The sequence below is a fragment of the Flammeovirga sp. SJP92 genome, assembly GCF_001583495.1.
Classification (GTDB): Bacteria; Bacteroidota; Bacteroidia; order Cytophagales; family Flammeovirgaceae; genus Flammeovirga.
In genome coordinates, this window is the sequence record NZ_LQAQ01000033.1 from 17,884 (window position 1) to 35,244 (window position 17,361).

9 protein-coding genes are annotated in these 17,361 nt (G+C 35.3%); 2 read left to right on the forward strand and 7 right to left on the reverse strand.

Annotated features, from left to right (window positions below; genetic code table 11):
- Positions 1–127: 127 nt before the first annotated feature.
- The 4 genes from AVL50_RS08120 to AVL50_RS08135 all read right to left on the reverse strand — a co-directional run bounded on the left by AVL50_RS08120 (position 128) and on the right by AVL50_RS08135 (position 9,444).
- On the reverse strand, positions 128–2,479 hold the full coding sequence (locus AVL50_RS08120) for a PA14 domain-containing protein (protein ID WP_082795717.1): 2,352 nt from the start codon (positions 2,477–2,479) through the stop codon (positions 128–130).
- Positions 2,480–2,601: 122 nt separating this feature from the next.
- The gene (locus tag AVL50_RS08125; RefSeq protein ID WP_172826793.1) at positions 2,602–4,326 is read right to left on the reverse strand and encodes an IPT/TIG domain-containing protein; all 1,725 of its coding nucleotides are present in this window, start codon (positions 4,324–4,326) and stop codon (positions 2,602–2,604) included.
- Between the two features lie 85 nt (positions 4,327–4,411).
- Positions 4,412–6,220, reverse strand: a complete 1,809-nt coding sequence (locus AVL50_RS08130; RefSeq protein ID WP_062615992.1) for a RagB/SusD family nutrient uptake outer membrane protein — start codon at positions 6,218–6,220, stop codon at positions 4,412–4,414.
- Between the two features lie 17 nt (positions 6,221–6,237).
- A complete protein-coding gene (locus AVL50_RS08135) occupies positions 6,238–9,444 on the reverse strand; it encodes a TonB-dependent receptor (protein WP_062615993.1) in 3,207 nt (1,068 codons plus the stop codon).
- Between the two features lie 647 nt (positions 9,445–10,091).
- Here AVL50_RS08135 and AVL50_RS08140 point away from each other — a divergent pair.
- Positions 10,092–10,997: an AraC family transcriptional regulator gene (locus tag AVL50_RS08140; RefSeq protein WP_062615994.1), complete on the forward strand. Its 906-nt coding sequence runs from the start codon at positions 10,092–10,094 to the stop codon at positions 10,995–10,997.
- A gap of 89 nt (positions 10,998–11,086) precedes the next feature.
- Here the strand turns inward: AVL50_RS08140 and AVL50_RS08145 are convergent, their stop codons facing one another.
- The 3 genes from AVL50_RS08145 to AVL50_RS08155 form a co-directional block, all read right to left on the reverse strand.
- Positions 11,087–12,352, reverse strand: a complete 1,266-nt coding sequence (locus AVL50_RS08145) for a glycoside hydrolase family 88 protein (protein ID WP_062615995.1) — start codon at positions 12,350–12,352, stop codon at positions 11,087–11,089.
- Between the two features lie 49 nt (positions 12,353–12,401).
- Complete coding sequence (locus AVL50_RS08150) at positions 12,402–13,616, reverse strand: DUF4861 domain-containing protein (RefSeq protein ID WP_082795718.1); 1,215 nt, start codon at positions 13,614–13,616, stop codon at positions 12,402–12,404.
- A 173-nt stretch (positions 13,617–13,789) separates the two neighbouring features.
- Positions 13,790–15,127: an MFS transporter gene (locus AVL50_RS08155; RefSeq protein WP_082795719.1), complete on the reverse strand. Its 1,338-nt coding sequence runs from the start codon at positions 15,125–15,127 to the stop codon at positions 13,790–13,792.
- A gap of 992 nt (positions 15,128–16,119) precedes the next feature.
- On the opposite strand from AVL50_RS08155, the gene AVL50_RS08160 reads away from it, so the two are divergent.
- On the forward strand, positions 16,120–17,157 hold the full coding sequence (locus AVL50_RS08160) for a LacI family DNA-binding transcriptional regulator (protein WP_062615996.1): 1,038 nt from the start codon (positions 16,120–16,122) through the stop codon (positions 17,155–17,157).
- Positions 17,158–17,361: the final 204 nt, after the last annotated feature.

Genomic DNA, 17,361 nt, shown 5'->3' on the forward strand with positions numbered 1-17,361 from the left:
TTTATACTGTGTTGTTGTTGTATTGATTATTAATTTCTATTGAAGAGTTTTACCTAATGTTGTAAAGAGATCTTTTTGATAAATGAAAGGAGTAGGAAGCCCCTTTTTGAACTTCCTACTATCATTGTTATTTTTTGATTACTCTATTGATATAGACTTTCTCATTGCTGATCAATCTAATGAAATAGATACCTTGTGTCTTATCAGACATATCAATCGACGTATGTTCTTTTCCTGAAAAAGAAGTCTGTTCAATTGTTCTACCATTGATATCAACCACTGATAATACAATTTGCTGATTGAGTAATTCAGCTGGAACTGTGATATTTAATTGATGAGCCACAGGGTTTGGTGATACGAAATTCTCATAGCTTTCCTGGTCGAAAACACTATTTACAATATCGTCTTCATCGTCATCTTCCTCTTCTTCTTCCTCCTCCTCTTCTTCCTCTTCGTCTGTGATTTCTTTTGCGTAAAAATCAATAAACTGAGGGCCTTCATCATTCAATCCCTCTTTGGTTACTGATAAAAAGTCAATATTCTGATATTGGAAATACTCAATTTTCACCGCATAATAACCCGCTTCTAAACAAACGGTGTTATCTAATTCAACAAGATCATGTCTTCCGCTGTTATCGATAACCAATTCATCATTGATATATAATTTCGCACCATCACTTGATGCTAAATTAAATCTATAAGGTCCTGCTTCTTCTACTTTGAAATAGCCTTCAAATTCAAAAGCAAATCTTTCAGCATCATCTTTTACTTGAAGAGTGATGGCATCGATTGTCCCACTTTTCTTTGGCGTAAGCGTTTCAAATTCAGGTAGAACAACAAAAGCACCTTCATAGTAATGGTAATTAATTCCCTTTATTAATTCTTCTTCGTTTTCTATAGTTATCGGTGTAATTACATCACCTCCACAATCTGTATCCGGCACACCATCTAACATGATATTATTGGAGCCTTGATCCATCAATTCACCCCAAGTAATGTATTTGTTATCACTTGATTTATCTCCTAATACAAAAGGATAGTGTGTGTAGTTTCTTACAATTGAATTGGTTACAGCGTAGTCTCTTGTTCCATAAACATGTCTCCAGCCTGTTCTTACACCCGCCACAAGAATGTCTAAATCAGGAGCATCTTCTGCCGTATATTCATGTCCTTCAGCGTATTTAATAGAAATGTTGTGATCACTACCTGATAACCAAGCCAGCATATTATTATAAACACCTGTCTCTTCTTCTACCTCAGATTTCAGTAATTCTAAAGTCGCATACCCGTTTCTATCATTTGAATATTCATGAACAATCAAAGGTCCGTTTGTTGCATCACCTTTACAGTTTACAGCCATTCCACTACCCATACTATAGGCTGTTTCACAACCAATTGAAACACAGTTTTCAGCATATTTTTTACCAGTAGCATGCGTAATTACCACTCCAGATCTGAAATTCTTTACCGTACAGTTCAACACAGTCATGTTTTCTGTTTTTCTTTCATCATCTGAAAGTACATTTCTTTCTGCATCCCAAATACGACCCGTAATATATGCTCTAATTCCGTCCTCTTGACAAGAGAATCTCCAACCTCTTTCTAATCCTAATTCTTCAAAACCTTCTACCGGATTAGCCTCGTTATTGTTGTTCTCATTACAATCATTTGCCGTACGGAAATACCCCCATTGCTGATACACTTCATCTGCAGGTGATCCCGTACCGATTTCATCATAAATATCATCTGTTGTACGTAATTCACCCTCTATATAACATCCTTCAATGACTGCATCGTGTCCACCTTGCACAAAAATACCGTGACCATAAGAGAAGCTATAAAGTTCACAGTTTAAAAGGTGATTTCTATCTCCTCTTACCAAATAACCGCTGTGCTTACAGTGACCAATTTGATTACAAGTACCTCCCTTTCCAAAAATATCACCGTAACCATATGGATACGAACCACGGATTGTCAATTTAAATCCTTCTATTCTGTTGTCGCTACCGTCAAACATTACACCTAACGCTCCACCAAATACGGAACAGTCCAGCCCTTCTACATCTTCAATAATATCTTCTATTTCAAGATTTTTGAAAACGTTATTGTTTCCTGTATTATGGAAATTAACGATTTCAGCTTGGGGTGCATTATCAAAAAACGCATCAAAATTTACTTCTATTTTTACGCCAGTGAAATCATATGTGTTATTAGATCCCATCATTCTGATCACTGTAGCGCCCCATTTATATTCATCAGGTCTGCTGTACATATTCGTTTTATCTACAACATAAGTACCTGGAGTCATCACAACATTTTGGTCTGATAGTGTGGTCGTAGCCCAAAGTTCTTCCATAGAACTCACCGTGATTGTTTCTTGTGAGTGCACAAAAGAAGAAGCCAAAAGACATAAACTGATAGAGAGTAAAAAGGATTTAAAATACCTTCTCACATTTGTTAATCCAGTAAATAACATCATTTGCGTTTACATTTTGAAATTAAAAAATTACAACAAAGTATTGAAAGTAAGTAAAGCAAAAAGTTGCTTTACTTACTTAGATGAAAAAGAATACTTTCTTGTATTACACTATTTAATATATATTAATTACCATTAGCTAAGTATTCTTCTAACTCAGCCACAGATCTGAATGTAATGAACCATTCTAATTCGAACTGTTGGCCAATTACAGAAGCGTCCATTTCGTTACCGTTGAATTTATTCATATCGTAGATGTTCGTTCCTTGACGGCCTGTTAGGTTATCAGTCATCATTTCCGTGTTAGTTAATTCCTGACTCATATCCCAATAGAAAACATCATCAGAGATAAATGTACCCGTTTTATCAGATCTTGATTCAGCAATTTGAATCGAATTTAAGATATGGTCGTTTCCACCAAAACCTCTTTCAGATCTAAATTGCTTTGTAAACCATGAACCGGCAGGTCTGTTACCCATTCTTGCAGCATAAATTGGGAATTCAGGATTGTAAACCCAGTTGTTTACCCAGTCAGCATCACCTGGTACATTTTGTCCAGCTGTAGAATTTTTACCGTTTTTCCAGTTTTGACACATATCAAGACGTCCTTCACCAAATGTTACTACAAACTTACCATCTGCTTGATGTGTATTGTTTGATGATCTATGATCTGTCCAATCACAATTTGCTTTCTCAGATTCGTTTCTATCAAATTCCCATACATACTTACCGTTTGGCAAGCTTTGCTCTGCATATTCTTCTAGCTTAGGAAGATTCTCAAATGATCTGATATATTCAATTTTCAAACCACTGTTCAACATTGTATTTAAGTTGAACTGCACTAATTCTGTGATATTATCTCCTGTTGTTGACATAGTATGTGACTCACCTGCTTCATTTTTGAAGACACCTGAAGTCAAGTCCCAATAGTAAATATCACCATACAATACACCTGTGTAATTTGTTGAATTATAAACACCGTTTAGTTGTTCGAACGTACCGAAATCAGTTTCAAATGTTAGATCATAATCCGCCATTCTTGTTGCTTTCATTGCAATGATTGGGTAAGTAGCAACATCAAAGTTAACACCGCTTTCCAACTGAATTGAAGATTGACCATCTACAAGTGATACATTCAATACATTATCAGAAGTACCGATTGAACCTTTTGCTGCTACCCAACCACTTTCATCTACAGAGAAATCTGATTCTAAACCTGTGAAAGGGTAAGTAAATAATGGACCTTCAATAACTTGCGGTCCGTGCATCAAAGTGATGTTACCTGAAATACCGCCTTTTGGTACTTCTACTAAAATTTCAGTTTCAGAGATAGATTTGATTGTTCCTGCAATACCTCCTTCATTTGATTCAAAAACAACCGATACATCATAGCCTGATTCTTTGAAGTTTTCACCAAGCACTGCAATGATATCACCTGCAACACCAATACTTGGCTCAACTCCACTCACTTTCGCACCAGGAATTACTACGAACTCCTCTTCCATTAATACTGATTGAGTAAGGTAACGCACCTCGATAGCTCCAGTTGTAGCATCTACAGGAACGGGAAAAACAATACTGCTGTCACCGTAAGAGATGTATGAATTTTGGTCTACTTCAATACCATTGAAATAGATAAATGTAGGCTCTTTGAAGTCCCCAAAGTTTTTACCCGTAATCGTCACTTGAGTGGATGGCAAACCTGTTTTTGGAGCAAAATTATTGACTTCAACTTCCTGAAAACTAGGAATTGTTGCTTCATATTCATCCTCTTTCGTACAAGAATAGAATAGAACCCCTGCAGTCAATAAGGATGGTAATAAATATTTCGTTAATATGTTATTTTTCATTTTTTTCATGTCAGATTAGTGAGTACCCACAAGGAATACCTTAAGTGATATGCCTTGTGGATTAAAAAAATAAACACTGTTTCAATTAGTAACCCGGGTTCTGTGTTAAATTCTCATTCAATAGAATTTGTCCCGTTGGAACTGGTCGCAAGTAGTTTGTTAGTGAGAAGTTTCTAACTCCCTCATCTGCAACTACAATTACATCTTTTGTCTCGCCATTTGGCAACGTATAAGGGATTGGTTCATTAGGGTAAGCCTCTCTCTTGAATTTAGCTGGATCGTTTTCAAATGGAGTGCCTCCTACTACCATACCTAATAATGGATCTCCTAGTTCCTGCTCTGCAATACCCCATCTTTTAAGGTTGTGGTAACGCTTTCCTTCCGAGTAGAACTCAATCGCCCATTCTCTTCTGATTTCTTCTTGTACATCAAGTGCATTGGCAGAAATGAAGGCATTTGTCAATGGAGGAATACCAGCACGAGCTCTTGTTTTATTGATAGAAGCATCTAATTCAGCATCTGATAATGTTCCGTTCAATTCGTAAAGTGCTTCAGCGTATGTCAAATAAACTTCTGGTAAACGAATGATTGGATAATCTAAACCTCCTTGAGCAAGTACTTCAGGATTATCATTTTGTCCCCATTTTGTATACTTGTGACATTTATAACCGCCACCTGCATCAGCATCTGTAAAACCTGCCAATAAAATTGTTTCATTTGTTGGCAATCCAGTTTTCAAGTCAGTGTAATCACCGTACTGATTGTAAGATGAGAAGTAACCCTTCATACGGTAATCACGGTTGATAAACTCATCACTTGCATTTACATAACCTTGGAATACTGCACTTTTTTCGATTGGCAAACCATCTGAGCAAAGTATCATATCCATCATCTTACGTGTAGGTGCTGTACGACCAACCTGCGATGGGTTTCCGTCATGGAAAAGAGCCATATCGTGTTTACGAACAAAGATAAATTCTCTATTGATAGACTTGTCTACACCCACTGGATTTGAGCTTGCATCTAAGTTGAATAAGAAGAAGCTACTCATGTTCTCCAATTGAGTATTGTAGTCAAATAACTGATAGTAAGGGTCATCCATTACTTCTTTTGCCACTTTAGCTGCTTCTGCTAAGTAAATATTGATGTTTGCTTGGTCATAACCTTCACTACCTGCACCTTCTGAAGTACCGTCTCCGTCCGTTTTAGTTCCCACAAACTTCATCCATGTCGCTTCATGCAATAGTACACGTGCCTTGAATGCTTTTGCTGCACCTTGGCTAACTTGTCCTTTATCACCATCTGAAATACTTGATTCTAATGGTAAGTTTGGAATTGCCGCATTTAAATCTTCAAGGATTTGAGCAGTCACTTCATAACGGCTGTTACGCTTAGCATAAAGTTCATCAGAGTCTGTTGATAATGACTTTGTCACGATGGTTACACCTCCAAAATACTGCATTAATTCAAAGTGGTAATACGCACGGAAAAACTTCGCTTCAGCCACTTCTTTCATGATGTCTGCTTGATCCCCTTCATAGTTTTCCGCAAACTCAATCAACTTATTTACAGTACGTAAGTTAGAGTAATCTTTATCCCAGATCTTATGCGTCAATGGTGTAGAATAGTCACCATAGCCATATCTTGATCCATCATCAATCGTCTTGGCCATCAAATCATTACCATAACCATACAGATCCCAAGTTTTTCTATCTGAATCTCTAAAGCTCGGCAGACCTGCATACATTGCATTAGCTGCTTCTCTGAATTGGTAAGGTTTATTGAAATAACTGTCCTCTGTTACTTGGGCAGGATCGTCAAGGTCTAGGAAATAACTTGTGCAACTACTTAATAAGGCTACACCAAAAATTGATATTATATTTTTAAGTTTCATGATTGTAACTTTTCGAATTAAAATGATAGGTTAGCACCAAGGGCAAATGATCTGTAGAATGGGTAAGTCTGGTCTAAAGAGTTACCATATTCTGGATCCCATCCGTCTAAGATTTCATTTGAGAAGGTCAACAAGTCATTACCTGAGAAGTAAACACGTACTTTGTCCACTCCTTTAATTTTCCCTGTATTGAATGTGTAACCCAATGACAACGTTTTCAGACGGATATATCTACCACTTGACAACATAAAATCAGTGTTTCTGTAGTTCCAGTCATTGATGTCTTGCCAGCTTGTAACACGTGGGTAAGGTGCACCTGTATTGTCTGGGGTCCATGTGTGACCTACGTAAGATACATTTTGGTTGGTAAAGTGACCTGAACGAGGGAATACTGCTTGACCTTTGTTACGGTAGATTTTTTGCTCCATTACTCCTTGCCAGAACATATTGAAGTCAAAACCTTTCCATTGGAAACCTGCGTTGATACCGAATAAGAAGTGAGGTGTTTTATCTCCAACATACACTAAATCACCTGCATCACCATTTTCAGGATCACCAATTGCATCAATGTATCCGTTGCCATCTACATCTACGATTCTTGCATCACCTGCACGAAGAGGGTTAGCTTGTGGTAAACGACCTGGCTTTACAGTACCATAAAGCTCATAATAAGCATCTGCTTCAGCTTGAGTAGCAAAGTACCCATCAGTTTGGTACATGAAGTAAGAGTTAAGTGGGTAACCTTCTCTTTGTCCTACTAATCCTTCAGCCACATCCGTTTTTCCTTCCATTGAAACCAATTTGTTTTTAGAGTCACTTAGGTTGAAACCAATGTTGTAAGAGAAGTCCGAACCAATCTTGTCATTCCAAGAAATCTGGAATTCCCATCCTTTTGTTTCTAAAGTACCGCTGTTTGTTGTTTTTGGCGAACCACCTAAAATTGAAGGATAAGTTACACCGATCAACATATCTTCATTCAACATTTGGTAGTAGTTGAATTCACCTTTCAATTTATCGTTTAAGAAACCGAATTCAAGACCAATGTTACTTGATTTAATTGTTTCCCAAGATCTTTCGTTTGTTGTGATATCATTAGCAGTTGCTGTAAGATATGGATAAACACTTTGATTACCGAAGTAAGTAAATGAACCTCTGTCCACTAGTGATGCATAATCATGGTTTCCAATACCGCCTTGATTACCTAGTTCACCATAACTTGCTTTCAGTTTCAAGAAACTTAAGATATCGTTGTTCTTTAAGAAATCTTCTTGTGTAATTACCCAACCTAATGAACCACCAGCAAATGTTTTCCACTTGTAACCGTCAGCGAATTTAGAAGAACCATCACGACGAGCTTGTAATTCAATAAGGTATTTATTTTTATATCCGTAGTTGAAACGTCCTAAAAGTGACATTAAACCCCAGTTTGAACCTCCACCATTCACTTCAAATTGGTTTTCAACGCTACCCATTTCTAAATCATAGACGCCTAAATCTTCAAAGTCATATAATTTCGCACCTAACTTATCATGAACTCTTTTCTCAGCAGTACCACCTGCTGTGATATTAAAGCTATGATTATTGTATGATTTCTCATAGTTAAATACACCTTGGTAAGTTTCATGTCTATCTGTATTGGCTGACTCTGAAATATAGTTGTTGTTTGTATTGATTCTCGCATTAGCAACAGTATTATTCCAAGCATAAGTTGTCACTTCTGATCTATACTCCTGATTTCTATCCCAAGAACGGTCTAATGCCGCATCCGCACGGAAAGTTAAGCCCGGTAAAATTTTTGCAGTAGCACTCAACATCGTTCTAAATTCCTGACGCTCTTTGTTTCTTTTACCGCCGTCTACCATTTCTGCAAGTCTGTTAATTCCACCACCTGCTTGGCCAAAGTTCGCACCCCAATTACCAAATGGGTTAGTTGTTGGGAATAATGGAATCTCTTGGAAAGCTCTAGTACCATCATAAGTAGGACCTGAGATTGTTCTGTTGAAATAAGAAACATTCGCACTTAAATCTAACCACTCATTGACCTGGAATTTATAATTACCTCTGAAGTTGTATCTCTTTAAAGCATCTTTTACAGGCTTCACAGGACCTACTTCATCTACGTAACCAAAAGAGAAACGGTAACTGCTTCTATCCGTACCACCTGATACACTTGCATCATGTCTTTGAGAATAAGAAGTACCATATAAATCTTCTTGCTTAAGGTTATTTCCTACATAAATATTACCCCAATAAGGTGTTTCTAAATAACCCGGTTCCCCTTTTGCCATCCAGTTTAATTGATCCTCAGTCCAAGCCCAGTAATAAGTATCCAAACCGGCTAATTTATCTTGCTCACCATATCTCAACCACGCATTAGCATACTCTTGAGGACTTGCTGCTAACGGCGCTCTCATTGATGGAGTGTTCATTGAACCTTGAATATTCACGTTCACTTTGATCTCGCCTTTACCTTTTTTAGTGGTTACTAATAATACACCATTTGATGCTCTAGAACCATAAATCGCAGCAGATCCGTCCTTTAATACTGAAATACTTTCAATATCGTCTGGGTTTAAAGAAGTAAATGCACTCATTCCTAAAGTAGGAATACCGTCAATGATGACTAACGGGTTCGAGTTTCCGTTGATTGAGTTAGTACCACGAATTGAGATAGAAGGATCATCGCCAGGACGAGCTGATGTACGTGTTACTGCAACACCAGGAGTTTGACCTTGAAGTGCGAGAGCAGGGTTAGAAACCGCACGGCTTTCAAAAACCTCAGAACTTACTGATTCTACTGCACCCGTTAGTGTTTCTTTTTTCTGTTCCCCATAACCAATAACAATAAGCTCCTCCAACTCTGTTAAATCATCTTCTAATTTGATATTAATCTCTGATTGAGTTGAAACTTGAACTTCTTGTGGCTGGTATCCTATAAATGAGAATACTAAAACTGCTGATTTATCGGGAACAAATAATGAGTACCTTCCATCAAAATCTGTTGTTGTTCCTTTGGCTGTCCCTTTAATCATAATAGAAACGCCAGGTAGTGGATCGTTATTTTTATCAGAAACTCGTCCAGATATTTTAAATTCTTGATAAGTTTCGTCCCCACTATTGTCCGAAGCGGGATCGCTAAAACCTGAAGTAACAATACCTACTATCAAGAGTAAGGTTGTTAGTACTTTTTTACGGACATTGCTAGTAATAGTTACTGCTATCATAAGTAAAAAAAATTAATAATTATTCGTCTCTCAACAAATGAGTTACGATGATGTTATAGATATATGAAGAGAGAAAAGAGAAATCTTCAATACTTGAAAAAAGTAAGAGTATGTTTGGAATATAAATTTTAGAAGTAAAAATTCTCCGTTTTAGGTTGTGATGAAATTAATAAACTCACGTTCTGTTAGGGTGGATTTTTACTAAAAGTAATGTTTCAAACATGCTCTAAGCAAAAAGGCATATTAGTATTCGTACAATTAGAACTTAAAGAAGTGATTAAACTCCTCAGAGAATAGTGTGATACATTTTAACTGTACGGTAGTGATAATCCATATACCACGTATTGCTTTATCTTTTTTAGTTTAATAAGTAAAATTCATTTCGTCTTGTATTATAAAGTAAATTGCAAATTCATTTCAGTATTATTTTGTATTTTTTGATGTTTATTAAAAATAAATTAAAGAATAAAATTGTCAGATTTTCAAAAGTAGATTATTACAATATTTTAGATCACTTAATACTATGTATTAAATTTATGTAGCGTATTTTGTACGTGTATCTTATATAACAAAAGTAAATAACTCTAATGTATTAAAAAATGTTTATTTAAATTATATTTGTGTACATATGAAACATAACTAAAATTATGAACGAGAAATTAGAACTTAAAAGAAGTGGAGATCCTTCTGTTTCCACACAGAGAATAGACCCACTAAGAATCGAGGTACTCTGTTGCCGTTTGTGGTGGTTAAAAAAATGGAAAAACGGAAAGTTATCTTCTCCTTATTGGAGATTGTATTGGAATAAAAACAAAGGGGCCTACATCACTTATAAAGGACGGAAAATTGAAATCAATCCCGATAAAGTTATTCTCATCCCTCCCAATACTATGTTTGAAACTTCTATTAAAGGGAATGAAAACATGAGTAATAATGAACTTGAGGGTGGAGTTATTCAATGCAGTAATGATGTAGAGAAATATATCAACCAGAACAACATTATTCATCTGTTTATCCACTTCAACTTAGGTAAAGCACTTGATCAATTCAATAGTAATATTTATGAGATTCCATTAAGTGATGATCAAAGAGAATTTATTCAACAAATCAAAAAAAAAGTACTCAGCAACAATGATTTAATACGAATTCACACCGCTATTAAAATTCACCAATTAATACTTTCTACTATCCAATGTATTGATGAAAACCAACTCTTACCTCAACAACTGAATGCTCGTATTATTAAAACGATTGAGTTTATCAATGAACATTATTTCAGAGTTATTGACAATGCTGAACTGGCTGAGAATATCAATATGGCCACCAATTCTTTTACTCGTTTTTTTAAACAAAATATACACTTAAGTCCACAAGAATACATTAAGAATGTACGTATCGGGAAAGCATGCCACTTAATGGAAAATGCTGAACTTTCCTTTGACTTCATTGCTCAAAAAGTCGGATTTTCAGACCGTTACCACTTCTCAAAAGTATTCAAAACCGTAAAGGGGATTCCTCCTGCACAATATAAAAAACAGTTCATTATGAAATGAAATGTTTGCCCTCTTCCTTTTCAAAATAAAAAAGACTATGGCCAAAAGTTTAACCATAGTCTTTATGCTTATCAAAAAAATTACTCACTCTAAATTGACGATAGTATTGATTCTCCTAGTTCTATTTTTTTCAATCTTATTAATGCTTCCACATAATAATAATCTGCATAATTGATCGATGCATCTATCTCAGAACCAGCAGGATGATGACCTGTTGAATGCGACAGAAAAGCAGAATTGCTGTCTCTACTTTGGTAACGTTCGGAAGATAATTCGATAATCATTTTTTCAGCTAAGTTTATATATCTTTTTCCTTTTTCACCGCCTACATATCCACCTAATTCAAGCAAAGCTGAAGCTGTAACTGCAGCCGCTGAAGCATCTCTTGGTGCATTTGGAATATCAGGAGCAGAAAAGTCCCAAAATGGTATTAAATCTTCTGGCAAACGGGTCAAATATACATCTGATACCTGTTGCGCAAATTTCAAATATTTTTCATCACCTATCATTCTATACATCATCGTGTAGCCATAAATAGCCCAAGACTGTCCCCTTGCCCACATAGAATCATCTGCATAACCTTGATGTGTTACTCCTTTAATTTTCTGACCATTTTCACGATCGTAAATCACTACATGATAAGAAGTAAAATCGTCTCTAAAATGATTTTTCATGGTCACATCTGCGTGATTCACAGCAACTTCTCTAAATGCTGCATCTCCTCCGTTTTGTGCACTCCAAAGCAACATTTCTAAGTTCATCATATTGTCCATGATGGTATTATGCTGAGGCCATTCCATATTTGGAACATCTCTAGGCCAGCTCAAAATGGTACCGACATTTGGGTTATACAAGGTGATCAACTGCTTGGAAGAGTTCATAATTAAATCCTTATACTCCTCATTTCCAGTGAGTCTGTATCCATTTCCAAAACTGCAAAACATCTGAAAACCAATATCATGATCTAGTGGAGGTCGAGTGGCTAAAGGTGTAAGGAAACGGCTGTACTTATCTGCCACTGTCAACCATTTTTTATCTTTAGAATATTCATACAGATACCATAGTGTACCTGGAAAAAATCCGCTTGTCCAATCTTCTACAGGTACATAACGCCATTCTTTACTTCCTTTGTTAATAGTCCTTGGAAAGAGAGAATCAGCAGGCACTAAGGCTAACGTTTTTTCGGCCTGTGCCAAACAATAATCCAATTGTGCATCTATGTTGAAACGATCTGAATTCTCGACCGCTGTATCGTTTGTATCGTTTTGACTTTGAGGCTGTCCACACCCAAAAACAAGACTGATTATCAGTAAATTGAAAGAATATAGAGTAATATATGATTTGAAGTTTTTCATCAAATTTTGATTAAAAAGTGGTAGATTAGTTTAAAAAAATTCAGTCACGTTATATTTTATTGATCTCGATGCTTACTGGATTTTTCACTCGCTCTATAAAAGTATGTAAGTACTGATTCCATTCATCTTCAGATGCAAATTGCTTACTTTTCTCCCAAACAAAACCGGCGTAATAATCAATTTCTGATTGATTTGGAGTTGCAAGCACCAATAGATGACTGGCATCTTTATGATCGGATACCTTTTCAAAACCTTTATCTAATTGACTCGGCATCACAACACCTAACCCTAAGTTTGCATCATCAATTTTTTCCCAGTAGCTGTAAATACCTTTTGAATTATCAATCAAAACCTCTCCCTTATTATCATGCAATGTAATACCTACAGCAACCTGAGGCACAACACCTTCCGTAGTAAATTTTGAATGAAAATGACATAAATTACTCCCAAGATCTAAACTGATAATTTTCTCTTCCGCTATTTGCTGTCCGTTCACTTCCCAAGGGGCATAATTCAATTGAAAAACAGTACGGATAGGTCCTTCTGAAATGGTTTTGTATGAAGTGAAATTCTTTGATGTATAAAGAGAATCATTCACCCAAAACCCAATACCACCGATACCTCTACTAGGACCTACATGATAAGGATCGTAACCTTCTCCAGTATCAATATGATAAGCACCTTCTTTTTCAGAGTTATTCTTATACCATTTATCAATAATTGGATAGTCTACTTTTTTCAACCAAGCATCAATTCCACTGGTCAATGTACCGCCATACTCATTCGCTTCAGCTCTTCTCTGAGCATCAGGACCAAAAGTTCTTAATGCCACTCTGTCATTTTCCCAAGCGTAATCGTCCGTTCTTTCTGGAACAAACCTTGAATACGTCGTTTTTTGTGAAGAAGGTTGTGCCTCACCCGACTTCAATGGGCGTACAATAAGTGATAATTTAGAATTTGATTTTATGTCAATTTGAAACAACCACTGATCCATCACTTTATCATCATTCAGATCAATCCATTGGTTGATTAACAACTCTCCTGTTTCAGTATTTTCAATGGCTAAATTTTCATAACCATATTTCTTAATCAGTTCTTCGAAGGGTTGAACATCAAGTTCAATGGTCTCATTTAGGCGATCAGTTAAAATTGTATTATTTAATGATATAAAAATTTTATCATTTTGTTCATTACAACTAAATGTAAGGGGTATTAATAGTAGTGTACTTACAAACTTATAGAAGTAAACGTAATTGTTTTTCATAATTTCTCTTTCTAAAAGGTAATTAGATGTAGTAAAATGCAACGCTTTATTCCAATTGGTAATTATTCGAAGAAAAGAAAATACCAATTATTCATGTCGCATTTCAATATTTTATGCAGTTGAGCTTATCTAATTTTTCAAAACAAGCTAACATAAACTATATATACATTTGGTTAAAATTTTGCAGACTCAAGTTTTGGATTGATAAGATGAATAATTGCCAAAATGATTAAATAGGAAAGACCGGCAATCAAAAACATCCAGAAGTAAGCCTCACTTCCCACTTTATCCAAATATCTGCCCATCAGAAAATCAATCGACATTCCGGTAACTGCACCAATCATTCCTCCAACTCCAACAACTGAAGCAACTGAATTTTTAGGCATAGTATCAGAAACAAGTGTAAAAAGATTGGCTGACCATGCTTGATGACCACCTGAAGCAAAGGCGATTAAAATAGCAGCAATCCATTTGTTATCAGTTAATGTTGCAAATACTACTGGTACAATAAACATTGCACAAATTAGCATTGCTGTTTTTCTGGATTTATTGAGTGACCATCCTTTATTCAAAAAAAACTTAGGAAGGTATCCACCTCCAATACTACCAAAATCTGCAACAAGGTAAACAAGTACCAATGCAGCTCCAAGTTCTTTGATGCTCACACCGAATGTATCATGGAAAAACATTCCACTCCAAAACATAAAAAAGAACCAAACTCCATCTGTCATTTTTCCTATAGCAAAAGCCCAGCTTTGTTTTTTAGCTATCACCCGTGCCCAAGGAATTTTTTTTGAAGAATTTTCCTGCTCGTCTTCATGCTGTTGAATATAGGCCAATTCCTTTGCATTCACCTTATTGTGTTTTTCAGGGTTTTTATACGCTTTCAACCACAAAATCACCCAAATAGCACTTAAAATTCCAGTTACCAAAAATGCAAATTGCCAATGCGTTCCATCCTCCAGTACAATTAAACCTACTACCAAAGGTGCTAAGATGGCTCCAACATTTGCTCCTGCATTAAAAATACCTGTCGCAAACGCCCTGTCTTTTTTAGGAAACCACTCTGCTACTGTTTTCACAGCTGCTGGAAAGTTTCCTGCTTCACCAATCCCCAATCCAAAGCGGGCTATGATAAAACCGACCAATCCAAAACTAGGTCTTAAAACAGCGTGAAGCATACCAAATGCACTCCAAACCGCAATGGAAACAGTATAACCAATTCGTGTTCCAAACTTATCGACTAAACTTCCCATTGAAAGCATACCAATAGCATAAGCTAGTTTAAAAGCTATATTAATATTTGCATAATCTGATTTTGACCAATCAAATAGCATTTCGAGACTAGGTGCCAAAACGCCTATCATGCTTCTATCCATCAAGTTGATGGTGGTGGCCATAAACAACAATGCTAATATCCTATACCTGTATTTAGATTCTTTGAGTTCAAGGTCATCCACGCTTTTAGTAAGCAATGTACCTTTACCTTCCAATTCATATAAGTCGCTCATTTTGTAGTTAAATAGATTAAATCGATAGTGTAGCTGTAATTCATTTCGTAGTGTATTGGAAAATATTCCAATTGGTTCAAATTTTTACCACATATAACCCCTCCATCAAAAATATTTTTGACAATATTCATCTTCAATCCTTTTTAAAAAAAGAGGACAGTAGAACGCCAATTTCTAACGTATAGGGTTCCTATTTTAGTAACGCTTTGTTTATTATATAGAGATCTTCAAAAATGAAGATTTTGTAAAAAGATCACGTAGTTTAATTATTTCATTTCGTTTCATTCCATTAAGGCCGGGTGGAAAATCTCACTTGGTAATTATAAATAACAGACCAAAATTGCAATCGATTGCATGGTCATGTAAAAATCAAAGAGCTTCCTCACTCTCTGTACAATAAAGATACGTAGTATAATCCGTATTATGCAAATTTTTTTTATAAATTTTCAACAAAAAATACAATCGATTGTTTTTATTGCTTTTTTTTGTGTTAATTGGTATTGATTTCTGTTGTTAAACATTTTAATCAAACAAAAAACAGCAACAATGAAATTTTTAATTACTTGATTATCTGATATATAATGAATTATTTAGTTGACAAATTGAGTCTACTTCATAATTATGTAAAAAAGACACTTCTTCAATTTATTTTTTTGAGAGAATTCAATACAGCTTATAGACTAAAATTAGGCATATTTACAGTTCAAAAAAGTAGTATGGAACATAAAAATTGGTGATTGAAATAAAGGTAAATCTTCAACTTCAGATATTATTCTTAAAGAATTAGGTTGGCAAAACAAATTTGAATAAAAAAGCAGTGTAATTCCAATACATCTGTTTGAATAACATGTGATTTCTACTACCGTTTACACGTGACCTGAACGAACCTTTTAAAACAATGAATTTACACGTGTAAAAATCCTGATATTCAAAATGAAATTATCAATAATCAAGTGAAATGATCAAAGTATTGAATTGAAAATAGTTAATGAATGGAAGTAAAAAAAGCAACCACAATCCATGACATCGCTAGAGCATTAAATCTGAACAGTTCAACAATTTCTAGAGCTTTGAATGATCATCCTCGTGTTTCTCAAAAAACAAGAGATAAAGTGAAGGCTAAAGCAAAGGAATTAAATTATCAGCCTAATAATTTAGCGGCTAATTTAAGAACGAATAAAAGCAATACCATTGGTGTTGTGATCCCTTTTGTTTCAAGGTATTTTTTCTCTACAGCTATCGCTGGCATTGAAGATATTGCTCAATCTTATGGCTACAATGTGATTATCACTCAAACGAAAGATATCACTGAAAAAGAACAAGAAAGTATCAATACACTATTAAATAGCCGGGTTGAAGGTATTTTGATTTCACCTGCGATGTATAATGATAATATTGAACATATCCAAAAAGCAATCGATCAACAGATTCCTGTTTTTTGTTTTGATAGATACGCCGAAGGTTTACAAACCACCCGCGTATTAATGGACGATCATAAAACTGCACTTCTAATGTGTGATCATCTTATTCAGCAAGGTGCACAAAAAATTACTGTACTTTCTGGATATAAAACGGCTTCAATTTATAGCAATCGCCAAAAAGGGATCATTGATAGTTATATCAAACAAGGCATTGACCTAAAACACTTGAATATCAATGAAATGGAACTAAGCACACACAAAGCGTATAGCTATGTGAAGGACCTTATCAGCAAAGGAAAAGTCCCGGATGCCGTCTATGCGTTGAATGATATGACCGCTTTTGGGGCCATTAAAGCTATAAGTGAAAATAATCTTTCTGTTCCTGAAGATGTTTTAGTAGTGGGTTTCAGTAATGAACCTCTTGCCGAACTTTTCACTCCTTCTCTTACTACTGTCAACCAACCTGCCTATGAAATGGGAAAATTGGTGGCGAAAAAACTTATTTTACATTTAGAAGATAATGAGGAATTATTGACAAGTGAGACTTCAATCTTAAAAAGTGAATTGATCATCAGAGAGTCTTCTTTGAGAAAAAAGAGAAAAATATAAATGAACGACAAACTAATTACAAGGATTTAATTTCAATAAAATAAGTACTAAGTCAAAAATAAATCATAGTTCATTCTAATTTATTTTTTGTGAGTTCAACGCTAAAAAACGTATTAATAGTGGTTCTATTGAAAGTTTTTTGAAGGAAGTAATCGCAAAACAATAAATAGAATTAGTATTAGATAATTTTGAATTTGTACTTAA